The 20,915-nt window shown below is 40.9% G+C and carries 13 protein-coding genes; all 13 read right to left on the reverse strand.

All coding sequences use genetic code 11. From position 1 onward, the window contains the following. Positions 1–62: 62 nt before the first annotated feature. A complete protein-coding gene (locus J5M87_RS07610) occupies positions 63–5,690 on the reverse strand; it encodes an LPXTG cell wall anchor domain-containing protein (protein WP_154608302.1) in 5,628 nt (1,875 codons plus the stop codon). Between the two features lie 15 nt (positions 5,691–5,705). Next, positions 5,706–7,154, reverse strand: a complete 1,449-nt coding sequence (locus J5M87_RS07615) for a glycosyltransferase (protein ID WP_154608303.1) — start codon at positions 7,152–7,154, stop codon at positions 5,706–5,708. A 226-nt stretch (positions 7,155–7,380) separates the two neighbouring features. Further along, positions 7,381–7,863: a transcription elongation factor GreA gene (greA, locus tag J5M87_RS07620; protein WP_154608304.1), complete on the reverse strand. Its 483-nt coding sequence runs from the start codon at positions 7,861–7,863 to the stop codon at positions 7,381–7,383. Between the two features lie 80 nt (positions 7,864–7,943). Beyond that, entirely contained in the window at positions 7,944–9,677 is a 1,734-nt protein-coding gene (gene mltG, locus J5M87_RS07625) for an endolytic transglycosylase MltG (RefSeq protein ID WP_160463239.1), read from the reverse strand. 55 nt (positions 9,678–9,732) lie between these two features. Continuing rightward, positions 9,733–10,236: a GNAT family N-acetyltransferase gene (locus J5M87_RS07630; protein ID WP_154608305.1), complete on the reverse strand. Its 504-nt coding sequence runs from the start codon at positions 10,234–10,236 to the stop codon at positions 9,733–9,735. Between the two features lie 102 nt (positions 10,237–10,338). After that, positions 10,339–11,670, reverse strand: a complete 1,332-nt coding sequence (gene murC / locus J5M87_RS07635) for a UDP-N-acetylmuramate--L-alanine ligase (protein ID WP_154608306.1) — start codon at positions 11,668–11,670, stop codon at positions 10,339–10,341. Beyond that, positions 11,667–12,320, reverse strand: a complete 654-nt coding sequence (locus tag J5M87_RS07640) for a hypothetical protein (protein WP_154608307.1) — start codon at positions 12,318–12,320, stop codon at positions 11,667–11,669. The genes murC and J5M87_RS07640 overlap by 4 nt, the downstream gene beginning before the upstream one ends. A 176-nt stretch (positions 12,321–12,496) precedes the next feature. Continuing rightward, positions 12,497–15,592: a DEAD/DEAH box helicase gene (locus J5M87_RS07645; RefSeq protein ID WP_154608308.1), complete on the reverse strand. Its 3,096-nt coding sequence runs from the start codon at positions 15,590–15,592 to the stop codon at positions 12,497–12,499. A gap of 870 nt (positions 15,593–16,462) precedes the next feature. Further along, entirely contained in the window at positions 16,463–16,690 is a 228-nt protein-coding gene (locus J5M87_RS07650) for a hypothetical protein (RefSeq protein WP_154608309.1), read from the reverse strand. A gap of 135 nt (positions 16,691–16,825) precedes the next feature. Further along, a complete protein-coding gene (gene der, locus J5M87_RS07655) occupies positions 16,826–18,136 on the reverse strand; it encodes a ribosome biogenesis GTPase Der (RefSeq protein WP_154608310.1) in 1,311 nt (436 codons plus the stop codon). Positions 18,137–18,149: 13 nt separating this feature from the next. Then, the gene (locus J5M87_RS07660; RefSeq protein WP_154608311.1) at positions 18,150–18,863 is read right to left on the reverse strand and encodes an NADPH-dependent oxidoreductase; all 714 of its coding nucleotides are present in this window, start codon (positions 18,861–18,863) and stop codon (positions 18,150–18,152) included. Further along, positions 18,860–19,759, reverse strand: a complete 900-nt coding sequence (gene dnaI / locus J5M87_RS07665; protein WP_154608312.1) for a primosomal protein DnaI — start codon at positions 19,757–19,759, stop codon at positions 18,860–18,862. The genes J5M87_RS07660 and dnaI overlap by 4 nt, the downstream gene beginning before the upstream one ends. Further along, positions 19,760–20,911 carry a replication initiation and membrane attachment family protein gene (locus J5M87_RS07670; protein ID WP_154608313.1) on the reverse strand — a complete coding sequence of 384 codons (1,152 nt, stop codon included), beginning with the start codon at positions 20,909–20,911 and terminating at the stop codon, positions 19,760–19,762. It lies immediately after the preceding gene. Between the last annotated feature and the right edge of the window lie 4 nt (positions 20,912–20,915).

Consider the following 20,915-nt stretch of genomic DNA (forward strand, 5'->3'; position numbering starts at 1 on the left):
ATAGATAGACTATCTGGGGATGTACTTACTATTGTTAGAAGAGTGAAATCAATAAACAATCATTATTCTTCATCTTCTGATTTTTTCTTTCCGAATCCAATCAAAGCAGCTAAACCTAAGGCAGTCGCACCATATGCAAATGCACTGTTTCCTGCCATATCACCCGTATTTGGCAATGTTTCTGTCGATGCTTGAGTTGAAACAGGAAGGTCAGGAGTTTTCGAAGAAGCTGGTTGTCTTGGTTCAACTGACTGATTCGGAGTTGGAAGAACTGGTGTTGGTTCCGGTTTTGGTTCCGGCTTAGGTTCCGGTTTTGGTTCCGGTTTTGGCTCCGGCTTAAGTTCCGGTTTTGGCTCCGGCTTAGGCTCTGGTTTTGGCTCCGGCTTAGGTTCTGGTTTTGGCTCCGGCTTAGGTTCCGGTTTTGGTTCCGGCTTAGGCTCTGGTTTTGGCTCCGGCTTAGGTTCCGGTTTTGGCTCCGGCTTAGGCTCCGGTTTTGGCTCTGGTTTTGGTTCCGGCTTAGGTTCCGGTTTTGGTTCTTGGTTAGAATCGTCTACTAATCGGTAAACATAGATAACATCTGTCATACCTTCTTGCACATTACCTGTTGCCTCACCAATGCGTGCATCTGACGCTACAACATCGGTTTCACCAACTTTATGGCTGTCTGAAACGCGTACTAATTGATAAGTCTTGCCTTCGTGTACCAAGGTTTCTACGCGGTGAGCCATGTAAGTGCTTGTGAATTCTTGCTCTTTCACAAGGGGCTCTTTTTGATTTCTAATAACAGTTGTATCTGTTATTTTCACAAGAACATCTGTGACAAGATTGTTATTCGGCAGAAGTGGATTCCCTGCTTCGTCCACATAATGAACGACGACTGAGCCCTTCAGCTCTTCGTGTTTTTCCTCAACAATCTTTGGAAGGTATTCGTAAGTAACATCTGTATTTCCTTCTACCACTGTTCCTGCGCTGTTTGCTGGGGTCACAACTAAGACATATTCCACATTATCTTTGACAAGAATCGGTGGTACAAATGGTTGTGTATCATAGTCTACATGATAATCCACATCTGTAGATGTAATCGTCTTGTCTGGAAGAGTTTGAGTAGTTGTAGTTTTTACAACTGTATTTTTCATCGTCTCAACCGGATCTTTCAAAACAGTTGTTGTTCCACTGATGATATAATGAACCGTTACGTGACCAGTTACAGTTTGCGTAACGACTGTCGGTTTCAAATATTTATAGGTAATGACCGTCAAACCTTCTTCAAGAGTAGCCGTTTCAGGTTTGTCTACTTCAACATAGTGATAGGTCGCACCGTTGGCATCAATCGTCTCTAACTTCTTATCGGTACTGTTATATGTCGCTCCTGTTGTTGTCTTATTTGTATCATCAGAAAGAACTTGGAAGAAACCATCTTTATCAGCATAACGCTTGATAGTACGAGTCTCTGTGCTAATCAGACCGTCTGTGACAACAGTATCTGGGTTATGGATTTCAAGATTAGTATCCATATCCACATAACGAACACTAACGCTACCTTTTGTCTCCTTCTTGCTCACTTCTTCTTGGACAGGCACATAAAGATAGATTACTTCTTTCGTACCTACTTCAACAGTTCCCTTTACTGGGGCAGATGTGACATCTGTTCCAATCAATTTATAGGTTATGCCTTCTACAACTTCCGTATCATTTGCAGCTGTATCGTACGACACCTCAATTGGTTGTATTTCGGTCTTGCTTTCCGTTGGTGTTGAAGTGGTTGTGCTCACTTTGACAACTGTTGTATCTACTACTGTAGCTGTGTCTTTAATGAGTTTACCACTTACTGTTCGATAGGTTACAAGGACTTTTCCGGTTTCTTCTACTTTTTCAATCTTTGGAGCAACACTATAAACATAGGTAATATGTGTTTCACCAACTGGGACTGTTCCAGCTGTTGCGACATTGTCTTTGACTTCCTTAAAGATATACTCAAATTTTTCAAAGTTAATGCTCTCATCCTTGTCACCGATGACATTGTATTGCTCCCCACTTACTGTTGATTGAGGAACCGTACGTCCATCTGGGTAGGTCTTCGTCAGAGTCGAATGAACTAGAACTTCATCATAGACTTTATCAGCTTTAATGGTCGTACCTGCGGTATCGACATAATGAACGATGACGCGACCTTTTTCATCTGCTCTTGTTTCTTTTGGCACAGCCTCATAAACATAGGTGATATGCGTTTCACCAACAGGAACTGTTCCAGTTAAGGCAGTATTATCTTTGACTTCTTTAAAGGTATAGTTGTAATTCTTGAAGTTAATGCTCTCATCTTGATCTTGCAAGACATCGTACATCTCATTGGTCGGAGTAATCGTTGTCTCTTTGTGCCCATCTGGATAGGTACTTGTGGCAATACGATTCACCACGACTTCATTGTATTGCTTTCTTGTCTTAATGACATTTCCTGCGGTATCGACATAATGAACGAAAACTTGACCTTTTTCTTCCATAGCAGCGACAGTCGGCTTTAAGTACTTATAGGTAATAACTGTCAAACCTTCTTCAAGTATACCTCTTTCAGCTGTATCAACTTCAACATAGTAATACATGGAATCATTAACAGGAATAGTGCCTAAACGCTTAGAGATACTACTGTAACTTGTATTTGTTGGACTAGGAACTGTTTTATCAGATAGAACTCGGAACTTCCCATCCTTATCTGCATATCGACTAATCGTACGCGTCTCTGTTCTGACAAGACCATCTGTCACAACTGTGTCAGGGCTATGGATTTCTAGACCTGTAGCCTTGTCAATATAGCGCACAATAACGCTTCCCTTGACTTCTGTCGTTATGACTTCGTCTTGAATTGGAGAGTAGAGATAAATAACCTCTTTCTCGCCCACTTCTACTTGTCCTTCTACAGGAGCAGAATTTCCAGCAATTCCGACTAATTTGTAAGGAACGCCATCTACGACTTCCATTTCTTCCGCAGTTGTTCGGTATTGTACTGTATTACGCTCAACTTCTTTCGATATGGAGTCTGGAAGCTTTGTAATCATCATCTTGGTAAGGACCGTTGTATCAACTACCGGCTTGGTATCTTTAATAATCGTACCACCGATTGTTCGATAAGATACAAGAACTTTTCCAGTTTCTACTTTTTCTTCCATCTGCGGAACAGCTTTGTAGATATAGGTAATCTCTGTCGTGCCAGCTGGGAGGATACCACTCAACTCTTTGTTGTCTTTTACTGCTGTAAATTTATATTCAAAGCCTTCATAAGTGATGGTGGCATCCTGATCAGGTCTAACATCATAGGTTGCGTTTGTAGGAGTGTTTACAATTTCAGGTTCACGACCACTTGGATAAGTCGTTGTCGTGATATTATTCACAACTAATTCTTCATGGACTTTATCCGGTTTAATGGTTTTACCATTCTCATCAACATAATGAACAACGACATGACCTTTTTCTTTCGTTTCTGTGACTGTTGGTACTTCATCATAGAAAACATCAATCGTCCTTACATGACGAGCACGATCATACACTCGGTATTCACCATTTGGATTATTACGAACTTCTTCTGCTCGTTCATCGCTGACTGCTTCTACAAATGGGAAGTAACCATAATCAACATTGAACCCAGCTCCTGTATAGCCACTAGCTCCAAAGAATGGTGGCGCAACTGTTCCTAATCCTTCCGTTTGTGTGGTATTAATGCGGATTCTATTATAACGGATATTACGCCATTCATCATAATAGAGATTTTCTTGATCGATTTTGTAGATATACTGTTGGTCTGTATGTTCTGCACGAAGATAGGTGTATCCTTTGCCAAGAACCTCTTCTGAACCTTTCGTAAAATAGTCATTCAGCTTCGTAATCGGTCCTTTTTCTTCCTCAAGAAGCAAGGTTGACTGATCTTCAGATTTCTTTTTCAACCAGTGACGAACTCGTACATCCGGCACTAAAACAGCTGCACGATTTGGCTGTGCGCTTTCAAGGTATACCGCCAATTCTTTTTGAATTTGCTCTCGAACATCTGCACGATAAGGTAAATTGTTGACACCGTAAAGATTCTTTGGATCATCAATATCTGCAGCTCGACGAACGAGGTTTAAATCTCGGTATTCCAAAAGAGCATTGGCAATACGTTCTCTATCCCTCTCAGTGCTTGCACCATATACTTTTTTATACAGCTCTACTAGATAAGTCTTGCTCACATTAAAGTTCGCATCAGATACTAGTTTGAGCAAGGGATTTTCGGAAATTGAAATAGTCCCTTTTTCGGAGGCTTCCTCACCTTCTGCCTTGTTAAATTTTGGAAGACTAAGACCGATCACTTCTGAGTTGAAGATCGTTTGCCATGGATTATTGGGTAATTCAGAAGTTTTTATCCGCTCTTCGTTGACTGCAACTGCTCTACCCGTTTCCTTATCAAGCTTATAGGTTGTATTTATTGTATATTCTCCCTCAGTCCGTGTCTTCGGAGAGATATCTACCGAGTAAAGATTACGATACCAGTATGTAGAAGATATAGGAATATTAGGATTGGGTTCAGAACTCATTTGCCCATTTGTCGCTAGATACTGGATGTGAGGCTTAAGCGTAACACTACCAATCGTTTCCCAAGAATTCGCTGCTGCTGGATCATAGTTTGCTCCTGCCCAAACTCCCGTATTAGGAGCACCAGGTTCTAAACTTGGTGGTGTCGCTGCATAATAATACCGATACGATACTTCTAATTTCTGTTCTTTATCTTTTTCCCCATTATAGAAATATAACTGATTATTGGTTGAACGATTTTCTGGAATATCTGGATTGTCTAATGGGTTTAAAACTTTCGACAAATATTTATAGAGACCTACAGTTGGAATATTATCCAAACGTTTTCCATAACCTCTAAAATCTGTCGTCCCAGGATAACTTGTATAGCTTTGACCGATAGAAGCAGTAGGCGGTAAGGCAAGGTTGTCATTTGCAGTCAGAGCTGCATCACGGTAGCGAAGGTCGTCAGGTCGAATACTTCCGTTTTCTCCTGGAAGAATTCTAAAGTAAGTAGTATCTCCTGTATCATCCTTAAAACGAAATTCAACTGCACGCTTGGTGTCAGCAGTATTGTTGTCCCAATTATCACGGATTGGCTCAAGGAATTTATTTACGTCCAATCTCCCCTCTTCACCAAATCCTTGAAGTACAAGGGTATCCTGTGGACCAGTGTAATTTTTTACAGTGACTTCTTCATAAGGAATGACGAGTTCTTTATAATTATCTGTTTTTGCAGCTTCCGTAGCTTCAACGACATCGTTATTTGCATTGGTAGCTGGTTCTGCGTTCAGAAGAGGGTAGCGAACCATATAATTTGTTGTAGAGGTCACTTCTTTACCATCTACCATCTTATCTTCCACTGTTGGCTTGACACCTACCTCAATCGTCACACGACGATTAGCATTTGAATCGGATGTTGTACCTTGACCATACTCTTTATTAGCGTTTTCGACAATCAAATAATCTTTAACTGGCGCTTCTTCATAGGTATCGTGATCATTTGGGACTTCTTGTGCCGTTGTCGCAACCAGCTCTGCTGTCTCATCAGCATAAACAGGAGTCATAGCACCCCCTGCTAGGGCAAAACCAATCAAAACTGATCCAACCCCTACTTTGAATTTACGGATACTGTATTTATTCTGTTTTTCCATTTTATTTACTCCATTTTAGATTGTTTCTAAAAGTTCCTTCCACTTTTGTTTTATGATTTCTTTACTATATTGTTTTGCTTTTGATAAGCTATTTTGCTGATACTCTGCATGACGGTCTTCCCTATAGAATTGCACAATAGCGTTTGCCGTATTTTCTATCACCTCATCGTCTGTCTCACCTTCAACCAACAAACCATTCTGATTCCATGCTTCTTGATTTCCGTACGGAACATTTCGGAAGATAAATGGTAACCCCTGACTCATGGCTTCAAAAATAGACAGTCCGAAAGATTCACTTGGCGAGGTACTAATATAAGCATCATATTGAGAATAATAGCTCATAATATTCTCTGTATGTCCTTTTAGGAAAATCCTGTCCTGCATTCCTACAGAATCTATCAAATCCTGGACTTCATGAATATCTCCACCTCCATAAATATCCAGTCGAAGTTGAGGAAGTTCCTGACAAGCTCTCGCTATAGCTGGAATAAGCAGATCAAACCGCTTCTCAGGAGCCAAACGACTAACTGTCAACAAACGGTAATCCAACTCCTTCTTTAATTCATTAGGAGCTTCTTCAAGAAAAGTCGGAGGGATAACTACAATATTTTTTTGAATACCTATCCTTTCAAGATGTTCCTCCAGTTGCTCCTTTTGAGCCTGCGTCATGACCCGAAAGACATCTATAAACTGAGGATTCATAAAAGTATATTGATAATGAGGATTAAAAATTAGTCGCTCAGGATACACTTCTCGTATAAAATGCTCTGCATGAATCATTGTAATAACCTTTGCTGCTCCGCTAAAGGGTAAAACATCTGCGTCTATAAATGTAGGACGATCCATTATGATAATGTCCGAACTAGTCAACTGTAACCGCTCCATAAAAGCCTTCATGAACTCATGTTTTGATTCCCAACGATTATCACAAGCTTCAAAGGTTGAGTCCCACTCATTTATAGTTTCCCGTAAACCACAGGAACCATCTTGATTATAAAATTCAATATAAGTAAGTCGCCCTGTATTATCATAAAACTCCGAGTGTGATAACTGCCTAGTATACGAGTCCACACGCAATACACGCCTATCTCTTACTAAAACAGCCTCATTGACCTTATCTTCTATTAAATGAAAAATCAACTCCAACTGGTCATACTTATAAAAGATACGTTCTTCTTCCTGCTTGACAAACTCGAAATCTGGATAGTGGGCAAGAACTTCTTCAGGTAGGAGACTGGAAGGATAAAGAGGTAAATCCGTTAAATGATGAAAGACAGAGACTATATTTTCCCTTGGATAATTCATTTTATCGGAGTAATCTACCAAACTAAATGGTCTCGTCCATCCAGTAAAGATCATGCGAAAATCTACATCAAGTTCTTTTAAAATCTGTAGTAGTTGGGCCTCTGCATACTCGATTCCACTTGACGAAGTAGTGAGGCGTTCATTAAAGATATATATCATTGCACTGTCTGCACTTTCGTAACTCTCCTGTCCAGCTTTCTATCCACATTGACAAACAAGCTCTACCCACTTAACACAGCTAATATTTTGAATAATCAAACTATAATTTATAAATATCAGGTTAATTCTACCCTCCCCCCGTATGTTTTGTCAAGTAAATAGGAGTTTTATATAAAAAAATCCTATCATCTTCTCTTTCGAACATGATAGGATTGTCTTTCAACTTCTATTTTGTTTTTTCAACCTTTAAAATTTTAACATCATAGCTACCAACTGGTGTTTTAATTGTTGCCGTATCTCCTGTTTTCTTACCAATAAGAGCCTGACCAATTGGGCTTTCATTTGAAACTTTATTAGCGAAAGCATCTGCACCTGCAGCTCCAACAATTAGGTAGACTTCTTCATCTGTTTCTCCAACTTCTTGGATAGTCACTGTTTTACCGATTGCTACTTCATCCGCTGCTACTGCATCACTATTAACAATTTCTGCATAGCGAATTTTTGTCTCAATCATGGAGATTTGCCCTTCTACAAAGGCTTGTTCGTCTTTTGCTGCTTCATACTCAGAGTTTTCTGATAGGTCTCCATAAGAACGGGCAATCTTAATTCGTTCGACAATTTCAGGACGACGAACGAGTTTTAATTCTTCTAATTCTTTCTCCAATTTTTGTTTTTCTTCAAGTGTCATTGGATATGTTTTTTCTGCCATTTTCTTTTTCTTCCTTTTAAAATTCTTTAATGAAAACAAAATTATGCGGAAAACCACATAATTTCGTCCGAGCAACTGCTCTAGTTGTTTAATTTACTGTTGATATATTTTTCAACATTTTGATTATGCTCTTCGCCTGTTTCTGCGAAGTAAACAGAACCTGTCGTAACATCTGCTACGAAGAAATAATAGTTTGTCTTATTTGGAGCGAAGCTTGCCTCAATTGCAGAAAGACTAGGACTATCAACAGGTCCCGGCATTAAGCCAGCATTGACATAAATATTATAAGGAGAATCAATGTTTGTGTCAATCGTCGCATCTTCTTTCAAGGTTGTCTTTTCGCCCAACTTATCCATTGCATACAAGATAGCAATATTAGACTGTAGAGGCATGCCAGCATTGAGTCGGTTAAAGAAGACACCTGCGATGTTTCGACGATCTTCATCTGTTGATCCTTCTTTTTCAACCAGCGAGGCTACTGTCAATAATTGATTGACATCCAAACCTTTTGCAGCTAATTGATCATAATAAGGTTGCAAGCGACTATCCATTGCTGCTACCATCTGCTCAACCAACTCTTCTATTGTCGTCTTTGTTGAGTATTCATATGTAGCTGGGAAGAGATATCCCTCTAGACGATACTTAACACCACTATTTGCTGCTGGCAAATTGCTCAATAATTTTGGATAAGTTGCAACCATTCGATTGATGAAGGCCTCATTTTGAACTGTTTCAAGAAAGGCTTCTGCAGTGAATGGGGTTTTATCTTCCTTATCAGACGTGTGAACGTTGTCTGTCACAGCCTGAGCAATTTGTTTTATCGTATAACCTTCTACAACCAATACTTTTCCTGCAATTGGTTCTTGCGCAGTAGGTGTTCCACTTTCTTGTAGAGCTTTTGCGAGCTCTTCTACAGTCATAGATTGACTCAAATTATAAAATCCACTTTGGAAATTATTAAAACTCTTGAGTTTTGAATAGTAGGTAAAGACAGTCGCATTCTTAATCAAGCGATTCTCTTCCAGAATCTTAGCGATTTCTTTTGTGGAAGATCCTTCTGGGATTTCTATTTGAGTTATTTCAGTTGCTTGTGCATTAACCGGTTCTAAGCTTGATTTCAAATAGAAGTAGCCTGTAACCCCTGTCAACAGTAACAAGAGCAACACAGTGACAACCACCACTTTTACAATCCGTTTAGCTAATCCATCTTGCTTTTTACGTTGGTGATGACGTCGACGAGTTTGCATCGTTCGACTTTCCACCTGTTTTCTTGGGACTGTTGGAATAATCGTATCCTCCAATTCTGCTCTTGATATTGGCGAAGATTCTATCTCTCTAATCACTTCTCTTACAGAGTTTCTAGGTAGGGCAACCGTCGCCGTCAAATCTTCAAGCTCATCTGATGAGGCTTCAAGTTTCGGTCTGTCTAGCTCAACCTCAGCTGATTCAGACAAAATATTCCTTGGTTCAACTGCTTCACTTTCTTGAAAAGCTAGGTTATCTGTATCTGAAGGAAAATCAGATAAAATATGCGAAGTAGCTTCTACTGCATCTTCCTCACTTGGAAAACGAGTCACCAATGAGTGTGAGTCTTCATCCATCACTAATGGTAGCTTGATATTGACTCTATGAGGAAGAACAGTTTCAGAGGTCGATAGTGCCTCTACTACATCATCTGTCGGGAACAAGGAAGAATCTAAAGACTTTAATTCTTTCTCTGAATCTGTCTGGTTTTTTATTTCTTCTAAATCACGCAAAATCTTGTCTCGAAAGCTGGATGATTGCGTGTCATTTTTATGTGAATCGTTTGCCACAATAAAGCTCCTTTCAAACGGTTACAAGACATTATATCTTAAAACACTAACAAAATCAAGCATGTCTACTAGGTGAGGGATTCCTCCAATACATATCGTACCAGACCATACCACCAAACTGAGATTCGGATACCCCTAAATCTTCAAATTGGTACATACTATAGTAAGAAAGTAGATAATCTTTACAGGTTAGGCTAATACCTTCATAACCGCCCTGTACTGCAATCTCTTTGATAGCTGCCAGTAAAAGCGTTCCTACTCCTTGCCCTTTATAGTCTTCTGCGACCGAAAGGCTCACGATAGCTAGATGAGAACAGGAAGCCTCCACCTTTTTCTTTCGCTCAAATAAGTCATCTGTTACGGTAGCATGTACTGTCGGAAGTGCCAAAATATAACCTGCTAGGTTGCCGTCATCTTCCATAACAAGACAGGTCATAGTCTCCTGCTCCAGATAAAATCTTAAGACATCTTTTGCGATTTGTTCTTCTGGACTAAAATTAGCCTGTTCAATCTGATGAACCTGTTCCAGATCTGCTAATCGTGCATGTCGAATTTTCATTCCTTCTCCTTTATACACCATACCTAAATGAAATTGTCCCATTCTACTCGTTAAGACGGACAAAAAGGAAGAGGTTGAGTACTCGGTCTCAGCCTCTGTATTTTATTGAACGTTATTGGAAAGATTGGATAATAGACGTTCAAATGAATATTCGTAAGACTGAATATCTCCTGCCCCCATAAATACATAAACGGCATTGTTATGGTCTAAGAGTGGAGAAGTATTTTCAACTGTTACGATCCCACCTTTTTTGTTGATTTTTTCTGCCAAATCTTCTACTTTTACTTGGCCATTATCTGTTTCCCGGGCTGACCCATAGATTGGCGCTAGGTAGACAGCATCTGCTTCACTTAAAGCAAGGGCAAATTCGTCCAACAAGGCAATGGTTCGTGTAAAGGTATGCGGTTGGAAAATAGCTACGATTTCTTTACTTGGGTATTTTTGACGAGCTGCATCAAGCGTTGCGACAATTTCTGTTGGATGATGAGCAAAGTCATCAATAATCACAGTGTTATTGACAATCTTTTCTGTAAAGCGACGCTTTACTCCACCAAAAGTTTTCAGGTGTTCTGCCACCAAGTTCAAGTCAAATCCTGCCACAAATAGATTCGCAATCACAGCTGTTGCATTCAAGACATTGTGGCGACCAAAGGTTGGAATTTGAAACTGTCCCAATTCTTTTCCGGCATGGCGCACCTTGAATTGCGATCCTGCCGTTGAGGGTTGTAAATCGTAGGCTACAAAATCATTATCCTCATTGAAGCCATAGTAATAAATCGGTGCAGTCGCAGTAATACGACGGAGCTGCTCATCCTCACCATACACAAACAAGCCTTGTTGTACTTGCTTTGCGTAATCATCAAAGGCATGAAAGACATCCTCTAAACTGGTAAAGTAGTCAGGGTGGTCAAAGTCAATGTTTGTAATGATACTGTATTCTGGATGATAGGGCATGAAATGACGTTCGTATTCGTCTGACTCAAAAACAAAGTATTGAGCATTTTCTGAACCGCGACCAGTTCCATCTCCAATCAAATAACTGGTATCTGTGATGTTGCGCATAACATGCGCCAAGAGACCGGTTGTAGAAGTTTTTCCATGCGCTCCTGCCACTCCAAAGCTGGTAAAATTCCGCATGAATTGTCCTAAAAATTCATGATAGCGTTTATAGGAGAACCCCTGTGCATCCGCATAGGCAATCTCTACATTATTATCTGGGCGAAAGGCATTTCCAGCAATAAGTTCAACATCTGCTGTGATATTGTCCTCACTAAATGGTAAAATCTCAATTCCTGCCTGTTCAAGACCACGTTGGGTAAAATAATACTTTTCTACATCACTTCCTTGAACCTTATGTCCCATTTGATGTAAGAGTAAAGCCAAGGCACTCATCCCCGAGCCTTTGATTCCAATAAAATGATAGGTTTTTGTCATTCCAATCCTTCTTCCATGTGTGTTAGGTTTAGTTCTTGTGCCAATTGACGTTCTCGTTGAACCTTGCGATCTGGGTAATTGTAGACCTGGCTTTTCTTTAAAAAGTCATACGAATTTTTAGCAATTGGTCGCTCTTGCCCTCTTTCTTCCTTCTTCAAAGGATAGACAGCAGGCATATCTGCTAAAATGTAATCGGTCTGGCGCAAGCGATTCGCTAACTTTGTTAAATGTGGTACCTTTTTTTCAACCAAAGGAGCTGTTACCTGTTGTTTTGTTGGTGTAACGGGATGTGGCTTTTCTTGATGGAGATACGAAGCTGAACGTTTTTTCTTCAAATCTTCACGTGCCATTTCACGCGCCAACTGGCCTTGTGTTTTAATCGGCGTTTTTGAAACAGGCTTTTGATAGCGATCTTTTCGAGAGTACAGGCTCGGTTTTGCTTCAAAAAGGGGAGGCAATAAACTATCCTCTGCCTTAGGCTCGTTCTGAATAGGATATGGGCTGCCTTCTTGAACAAATTCTCTTTCCTGATAAGGTCCCCTAATATTGCTGATAAGATCCCCTTCATCGTACAATCTCATCTCAGGATTTTCTCCCACTATTAACTCATCGTCAGCTACTAATGGAAATCTAGTCTGCATTCTCATCATAAGATATTCCTTTCAATCGATTATTATACCATACCTTCTAGTCTTTGACTATCTTTTTCCCTTTTCAGTTGCAAGGTTCATTCTTTAATCCACCCCCTGAAAACAGCCATTCTAACAAGAATCAAGCAATCAACAAGAGCTGAACGTTCCCTTTAAAATCAACTTATCAGCCTATTCTACTGCACTATTCCTAGAATCTCTCGGATATCGTCTACTGTCATGCTGGCCCGACTTTCATTACCGTCTAGGACAGTGGTTACAAGATTCTTCTTGCTTTCTTGTAGGGCCTGGATTTTTTCTTCAATGGTGCCACGTGTAATCAGGCGATAGCATTCCACTTTTTCAGTTTGCCCCATGCGGTGAGCACGACTAATGGCTTGAGCTTCAACAGCTGGATTCCACCATAGATCCACTAGAATCACGCTATCTGCTCCTGTCAGATTCAGTCCGACACCACCTGCTTTGAGCGAAATAAGAAAAATATCGCGACTGCCTGCATTAAAAGCTGTTGTCATTTCCTGACGAAGATGGGCTGGAGTTGACCCCGTCAATTTATAACTGGTCAAGCCAAGTTCCTCTACTTCCCTCTCAATTCTATCTAGCATATTCCTAAATTGTGAGAAAATCAAAACCCGGTGATTGCCTTCTTTGAGTTGACGAAGCAATTCTCTTAGGCTTTCGAGTTTGCCACTTTCTCCCTGATAATCATCCATAAAGAGACTTGGGGTATCACAGATTTGTCGCAATCTGGTAATGCCCGCTAGAATTTCGATTTTGTTCTGCTGAATCTCCTCATCGCTCGCACTGGCAATCCGAGACTGCATTTGTTTGAGCTGGGCTAGATAAACCACTTTCTGCTCATCTGTCAACTCATTTAAGACCGTCATTTCGAGCAAGTCTGGCAGTTCAAGCAAGACATCTTCTTTTTTCCGTCTGAGGATAAACGGCTTAATCAGGCGTGCCACTTCTGTTGCTGAGAGTTTGGTAAATTCCATTCTTCCTGGCAATAGACCTGGTAAGACAATTTGAAAAATAGACCATAATTCCGACAAATGATTCTCAATTGGTGTCCCTGATAGAGCAAAGCAATTCCCAACTTCAAAATTGCGCAACAACTGGGCAATCTTACTTTGAGCATTTTTCATGACTTGCGCTTCGTCTAAGATGAGATAATCGTAGCGAGTCTCTTGATACCATTCGATATCTTGTCGGAAGGAATGGTAGCTCGTAATTACAATCTGATGTCCGCCACGAATCTGCTCTTCTCGTTTTTCCTTAGTCCCATAGGCTACAGTAATATCTAAATCAGGCGCAAATGTCTGACACTCGCTCTGCCAATTATAGATAAGGCTTGAAGGAGCTAGGATGAGAACCTTGGAATCTTCCTCCAGATGGCTAGTTAAAAAAGCAATGGTCTGCAAGGTCTTTCCCAAGCCCATATCATCAGCCAAAATTCCACCAAAACCATGGTAATCCAGCATAGACATCCATTTAACTCCTAATTGCTGATACTCCCGTAAGGAAGCATTTAGCTGCAATTCAGGTAGGGCAAACGATTCTGGATGGGCCAGATCATAGGCTAACTGCTGAAAGTCTTTTGAAAATTGAATCCCAGACTGATGTTCCCATACTTGCGCCAACTGATAAGAAGCAAAGCGATTGAGTTCCAGATGTCCTGCTGACGTATGGCGAGCCCGTAATTCCTGCAAGGTGCGACTAATTTTTTTCGTCTCCTCATCAAAGATGACGACTTTTCCAGTCTGACTAGTAAAATGCGTTGCATCTTCTAACAAGGCGGTCACTACTTGATCGATTTCGGCTTCTGATATTCCAGCAAAATCAAAGGAAATATCCAGCAAGGAACCACCTGTTGCTACTGTAATCTGCGGCTTCATCTCAATGAGACGATCCTCCAAGTCCTTTGATAAATGTACCTGACCCAAGGCCCTTAACTTGGCTACAGTCTGACTGAAAAATTTGTACCATTCTTCTCCATTTAATCTTGGATGGCAAGCAGTAAAACGTCCGCTAAAACCAGCCTCTCGGATTGCTTTTTCTACCATTTCCAAATGTTGAAAATGATAAGAGAAGGGGAGGGACTGTAATTCTGTCAGCGTTCTGACCTTCCCTTGCTCAAATTCCAGAATCAATTGAAGCACAATCTCGTCCTCATCTTGCACGGATAATTCAAATGCCGGTTTAAAATCACGAATGATAAAGCGCTTAGGAGCCTTAACCTTCCCAACCAATTGTAATGCCAAGAGACTAAGAGCTAGGCGTTCCTGATCTTGAAAATCAAACTGGACTGATTTCATTCCTGCCTCATCAGCTTGTACTCCTTTGAGAGAACTCAGAATCTGCTCTTGCTTGCGATCAACTTGGTAGAGGCGATTTTCTACTAAAAGGTAGCGACCATTAAAGAGTTCTCTAAAAGGTCTTTCTAGAATCTGCAATTCAATCATATACTGATGCACCACCACTGTGAATTGGTAACATTCGGCTCTTTCATCAAAGGCCAACAGGTGCAGTTCAGAATAACTTGTCATATCGTGCTGAAATGCAAAGGATTCCAACTGCATAAAGAGATCAAGTCCTTCTTCAAAACAGGCTAGCGGTAGGCGCAGATGGCGACCATAATGGACTAACATATCCAAATCACCCACTTTTTTATCTGGAATAAGTTGCCATAAAAACTCTAGTACATCTTGGCTTGCCACATCAAACTGTTGAAAAACGAGAGGCTCATAGTAATTTTTACCAATTTGGTAGTATCCTCCCTTTTTTACAGCCTGTAAAAATGCTCCAATATCACGGATTACATAGCTCCGTTGATCTGGCAAACGTTCAATTTTCAAGCTCCAATCGATATTGGTATCAAAGAGGAGTAGTTGACCTTCTATGGCTAGACGATAGCGAATACCTCCCCCTTTATCCGAAGCCAGTAAATCATCTAAAAATAAGCCACCAAAATAGGTTCTGCGTATGGTTTCCTCATGTTCTACTTGGTCTGTTGAAAGTTCTTCTTCTAGGAGTTTTCCTTCAATATCATTTTTTAAAAAATATTCGGCAGCTGCCAAGTGCTGACAGTAGCCCTTTTGCGAAAACAAGTGACAACTGCAAGAAAGATTCGTCTCATCTAGGGTATAGCAAAAATCCTCTTCAGCAATTCGCAAAAAGAGTTGCCTATCATCTACCTGTTTTACCTCTACTTGTCCTGTTTCATAGAGCAAGATTCCTTCTTGGCGAATCCGCCCCGGCATCAATCGACCCATATAAACTCCTTTATCTTATCTCTTCATTATAGCATACTTTCCCCAATACATTAAAGGAGAGGCTTTTCATTTTTCATCCGTATTCCGTTTTGTTTGTAAAAGCCGCAAAATGAACCGATAAAAGAACCGAGGTGGAACGACCAGCTCGGTTTTGGGTTTACTTTTTATAGTGAATTGAATAAAGATTAGGACATCGTTATACTCTATAAAAATCAAAATCTGACTAGGCAACGAAATCGTAGCTAGAACTGAAGTCCAGCAAGGTGAGTTAACGACGTCAGACTTTGATTTTTGACGAGTATAAGTCGCTTTGCTTCAATAGTCCAGTAGACTGTTGAAGGTTGGAAATAGGGATTATGGAGTAATCCTCAATTAACGCCAGCTCTATCTGCAGCTCCTTGCCTTGTCCTATTCCTTCATAAGATACAAGAGTGTATAAAGCACAAAGTGAAAATAGAAAGTCTGGCGAAGAGCCAAAGGAGAGTTTGCTCTGCAAACTCCTATCACTCACCTCCAAAGGTATACTATACCTTTGGAGCTAGGAAGACTTATCTTTTTCACACAGTGCTTAGCCCGTGTTCAGTTTCATAAGATACGAGGGCGTTAAGCAACTCCTAGACAAAATAGGAAATCGAAGCAGGTTGGCTTGCAATCAACGAGATTTGTCCCTAAAGGGAGCCTCAGCTATAACCAGCTAAAGTTGGACATCTGCGTCCCCACTAAAGGGAGCCTCAGCTGTAACCAGCTAAAGCTGGAACATCTGCGTCTCTTTTTTACACAGCTCTTAGTCCATATTCAGTTCTCAATCCACTATATTACTGCTCTAATTGAAGGAAATAGGAAATGTCCGCTTCAATTGTATTTGGCAGTCTATCTATCATTCTTCTTTTTCCACATCGCTCGATAATAGCAGGTATCATCGGCTAGCTTTTTGCCATAGGTCAGCAATAATCGGCAACAGACAAGGGCTAAACAGACGGATAAGCCCAACACCATTACTAAGCCCAATTGAAGCCCTGCTAGCAGGGAAATCATTGCATTGATACCTAGAATACCTACAAATACTGTAATGAGGACGAGGTAGGCATAGGCACACAAACTCGCCTAGTACCTCCATGAAAAGGGCACATACGTCGCAGCATTGCCATTCAGCAACTGTTTAGATAATCTCACTAAGATATAATTGATTGTAAAAAAGATGAGCTCTTGCAACATGACAGCTCCTGACTAGGATTATTTCCGCTTGCGGGCAATCAGATGAATCGGTGTTCCTTCAAAGATAAAGGCTTTACGGATTTGATTTTCAAGGAAACGGAGATAAGAGAAATGCATGAGCTCTTCTTCATTGACAAAAATGACAAAGGTAGGTGGCTTGGTTGCCACTTGGGTTGCATAAAAAATCTTGAGGCGCTTACCCTTGTCAGTTGGTGTTGGATTGATGGCAATGGCGTCCATGATCACATCGTTCAAGACCGCAGACGGAATCCGCGTCTGCTGACTTTCGCTAATTTGCTTAATCATGGCAGGCAATTTATGCAAACGTTGTTTGGTCAGAGCTGACACAAAGATAATCGGTGCATAAGAGAGATACTGGAACTGATCTCTAATGTCTGCTTCCCAATTCTGCATGGTCTTATTATCTTTTTCAAGGGTATCCCACTTATTGACAACAATAATGATTCCTTTTCCTGCTTCATGAGCAAAACCAGCAATCCGCTTATCATACTCACGAATTCCTTCTTCAGCATTCAGAACCATGAGAACCACATCAGAGCGGTCAATGGCACGCATAGCACGCATGACAGAGTATTTCTCCGTATTCTCATAGATTTTTCCAGATTTACGCATACCGGCTGTGTCAATCATGGTAAATTCTTGACCTTCGCTATCTGTAAAAACTGTATCAATCGCATCTCGAGTCGTACCTGCAACGGGACTCGCAATCACGCGTTCTTCTCCCAAAATAGCGTTAATCAGACTAGATTTCCCAACATTTGGACGCCCAATCAAGCTGAACTTGATCATATCTGGATTTTCTTCTTCAAGCTCTGCTGGAAGATTTTCCACAATGGCATCCAAAATATCACCTGTTCCAATTCCATGAACCGATGATACTGGGTAAGGATCTCCTAAGCCCAAGGCATAGAAATCATAAATATCGCTACGCATTTCAGGGTTATCGACCTTGTTCACTGCTAAAATAACTGGTTTATTAGTCTTATATAGGATTTTGGCAACATATTCATCCGCATCTGTCACACCTTCTTTTCCAGATACAACAAAGACGATGACATCCGCCTCACTCATGGCAATTTCTGCCTGATGCTTGATTTGCTCCATAAAGGGTGCATCGACATCATCAATTCCCCCTGTGTCAATGATACTGAAATGACGGTTGAGCCATTCAGCCGTTGCATAAATTCGGTCACGAGTGACACCTTCCACATCTTCTACGATGGAAATGCGTTCACCAGCAATCCGATTAAATAAGGTTGATTTTCCAACGTTGGGACGTCCCACGATGGCAATAGTTGGTAGAGCCATTGCTCCTCCTTTTCTACAATAAGTGTTTTTCTTTCAAAAGTGTTTTCGTGCTTTCCTGCTCTGCTTGACCAAACTGAGCGACCAGACGTTCCGACCAGGTTTCTTTCTGTCTAGCTCCTGCATAGTCTGATTGAATTTGATCATAAGCAAGAACCGTCTCTAGTCCCTGTTCCTTATATTCTTCCTGAAAGACAATGGCGTCATGAGGTAAACGCGGTTTAACAGGAAAATGCTGGTTTGGTTTTCCTAAAGCAATACAGAAAATAGGATAGGTGTAGTCTGGTAACTTAAAGAGAGCTGCTACCTCGCAGGCTACGTGGCGAATCATTCCAATAAATACACCTCCGTAGCCCAAACTTTCAGCTGCTAGGAGACTGTTTTGCCCAGCTAATGCCGCATCAACCGATGAAATCAAAAGATTTTCTGGGCCTTTCGCATCGAAATCAGATTGATGCAATTCAGCTGCCTTACTAGCACGATAATGATCTCCTACAAAGAGCAAAATCGTATCGGCCTGTAAAATCGCAGGCTGAGGAGTCAGAGCATGAAGTGCTTCTTTTTTCTCGTTTGAACGCACAACAATAATGGAATACGACTGAAAATTCTTCCATGTCGAAGCTGCACGTCCTGCGCTGATGATTGCTTGTAAATGTTCTTCTGAAATAGCTTCTTCCGTAAATCGACGAACAGAACTATGGGATAACATCAAATCAATGGTTTCATTCATCTGCGGTTCACTCCTCCTAGTTGTAATTCAGTTGCCAAGAATCGAATGCGTTCCATTACACGCTTGGCCTGCCAGGTTTCATCACCTGAGCGACCAGCAGCAAAATGACGTTCTAAATCTGCAAAGGAAAAATTCGAGGTGAAAAAGGTCGGTAAATTTTCCTGCATACGGTGTTGCAAGATGACCTGCAATACATCATCACGTACCCACGAACTATGTTGCTCGGCACCAATATCATCTAAAATCAATACTTGTGCCGTTTTAGTGGCATCAATTTTCTCCTTGACCAACCCTTCGCCAATGGCATTTTTGATTTCAACTACAAAAGTTGGGTAATGCAACATAGTGGTTGATAGTTGGTGGGTCTTGGATAAAAGATTGGCTAAAAAGGCCATGAGATAACTCTTTCCAACCCCAAAATTGCCATAGAGATACAAGCCCTTATTGTCCTGACCTGCCTGCTTGACAAATTCCGTAATGGCTTTAGCAACTTCTACACGATTTTCATCCTTGAGATCAATATCTGCAATCGTAATATTTTTTAAACTAGCAGGGAGATTGATGAGCTGAATACGATTTTTAACCGCCTCTGCCTTGCGATATTCCACCAATTCTGGCGTTTCTAAATAAGAAACATCTGCATAGCCTGCATTCATCACAAGAACAGGTTGGTAACCCACTGCAACGTAGGACGCATCTTTACGCAAAAACTTATTGCGCTCTGTTACATATTCAAAGAACTTTGAAATTGACCGTGTCACTACATCCTCTGATAACTGGTGCTGACGGATAAAATCAGCTACTTCCTTATCTTGGACAATCTCTTGATAGAGTTCTTGGTAAGATTTTCTCCCCGGTCCAGCGCCCTGTGGTACCTTGTCTTGAACAGCCTTCATCTATCCCTCTCCTTTCGTTTCCATAGCCTCTAATTCACGATAGAGTGCAGCCAGTTCTGCCTGTCCTTGCTCAGTCCGCTCGGTTTTCACTTCTTGCTTGCTCCATTCAGGCACATTGCTTTTTTTAGCAGGAGCATCCTGTTTCTTACGGCCCTGTCCCTTACTATCTCGTAAATGTTGGACAGCCTGTTCCGCACTCCTAATCTGCTTATAGGAAAAATCATTCCCCAACTTTAAGGCATAGGCTTCCTGTAAATTGGCTGAGTCAATCTTGTTAAAAGTATAGAGAACAATCACATTGATCACCTCATCCAGCAAGCCCAAATCGACTAATTGCTGCAAGCACTTACGCTCTGACATCGTTACTGTCGCATGACGTGTTTCTTTTAAGAGCGTTAAAAATTCAAGAGCAGTTTTTGCACGACTCTCTCGAACAATAGCTTGTTCTTGCTTAGTCAACCCCGTCACAACAACTGGTTTTACTTCAACCTTTTGCTCCATCCGGTTGACCCTAATCACCTGACCATTTGCAGTCTCTTTTGCGATAGTATAGGTCTGCGTCCAATCCCAACCATTTTTTTCTGCCAAATGATACAAGGCAATAACATCATCTCTTTCATTTTGAAAACGCAACTGATCACGCGCCATCATGGTTTTGAAAGCCTGTAAATCAAAACTTGAATTTTGGAAGGGTTTTAGGGGAATATCTCCCGTCATACTAAAGACGTCTGAAAATGATTTAGTCACTTCCGTGTCAGTTACTGGTTTAGACACAATGAGTTCCTCAACAGCTGGCTCACCAATTTTCTTAGCCAATAGTTTTTGATACAGGGGATTGTCAAGAAAATCTTCTTTGGCTAGCGGTTCTGCTAAGCGAAAAACATAGCTATCACCTTTCTGATAAATGGCTAACAGTTGCATGGCTCCAAGAACATCTAGTGTCTGTTCTAAATGAGGAATTCCCATATTCACATGATTCAGAATACGACTAAGTGGGTATTTACCTGCACCATGGTCATAGCTAGCCCACAAAAATTGATAGACTGCCGCTGCTTCTAAGCCAATAATCGGTTGATAACAAAGAATAAAACTCAGCCAATTCGGACTCACCACATTTTTTCGGATGTAAGAATAGAGATCATTTGGTTTCATTTTT

The sequence above is a fragment of the Streptococcus sp. zg-86 genome, from assembly GCF_017639855.1.
Taxonomy (GTDB): Bacteria; Bacillota; Bacilli; order Lactobacillales; family Streptococcaceae; genus Streptococcus; species Streptococcus zhangguiae.

What these genes read in the sequence shown, in the direction of transcription:
- J5M87_RS07610 (WP_154608302.1), bottom strand. Translation starts at nt 5,690, where the DNA reads ATGGAAAAACAGAATAAATACAGTATCCGTAAATTCAAAGTAGGGGTT.
- J5M87_RS07615 (WP_154608303.1), bottom strand. Translation starts at nt 7,154, where the DNA reads ATGATATATATCTTTAATGAACGCCTCACTACTTCGTCAAGTGGAATC.
- greA (WP_154608304.1), bottom strand. Translation starts at nt 7,863, where the DNA reads ATGGCAGAAAAAACATATCCAATGACACTTGAAGAAAAACAAAAATTG.
- J5M87_RS07630 (WP_154608305.1), bottom strand. Translation starts at nt 10,236, where the DNA reads ATGAAAATTCGACATGCACGATTAGCAGATCTGGAACAGGTTCATCAG.
- murC (WP_154608306.1), bottom strand. Translation starts at nt 11,670, where the DNA reads ATGACAAAAACCTATCATTTTATTGGAATCAAAGGCTCGGGGATGAGT.
- J5M87_RS07640 (WP_154608307.1), bottom strand. Translation starts at nt 12,320, where the DNA reads ATGATGAGAATGCAGACTAGATTTCCATTAGTAGCTGACGATGAGTTA.
- J5M87_RS07645 (WP_154608308.1), bottom strand. Translation starts at nt 15,592, where the DNA reads ATGGGTCGATTGATGCCGGGGCGGATTCGCCAAGAAGGAATCTTGCTC.
- der (WP_154608310.1), bottom strand. Translation starts at nt 18,136, where the DNA reads ATGGCTCTACCAACTATTGCCATCGTGGGACGTCCCAACGTTGGAAAA.
- J5M87_RS07660 (WP_154608311.1), bottom strand. Translation starts at nt 18,863, where the DNA reads ATGAATGAAACCATTGATTTGATGTTATCCCATAGTTCTGTTCGTCGA.
- dnaI (WP_154608312.1), bottom strand. Translation starts at nt 19,759, where the DNA reads ATGAAGGCTGTTCAAGACAAGGTACCACAGGGCGCTGGACCGGGGAGA.
- J5M87_RS07670 (WP_154608313.1), bottom strand. Translation starts at nt 20,911, where the DNA reads ATGAAACCAAATGATCTCTATTCTTACATCCGAAAAAATGTGGTGAGT.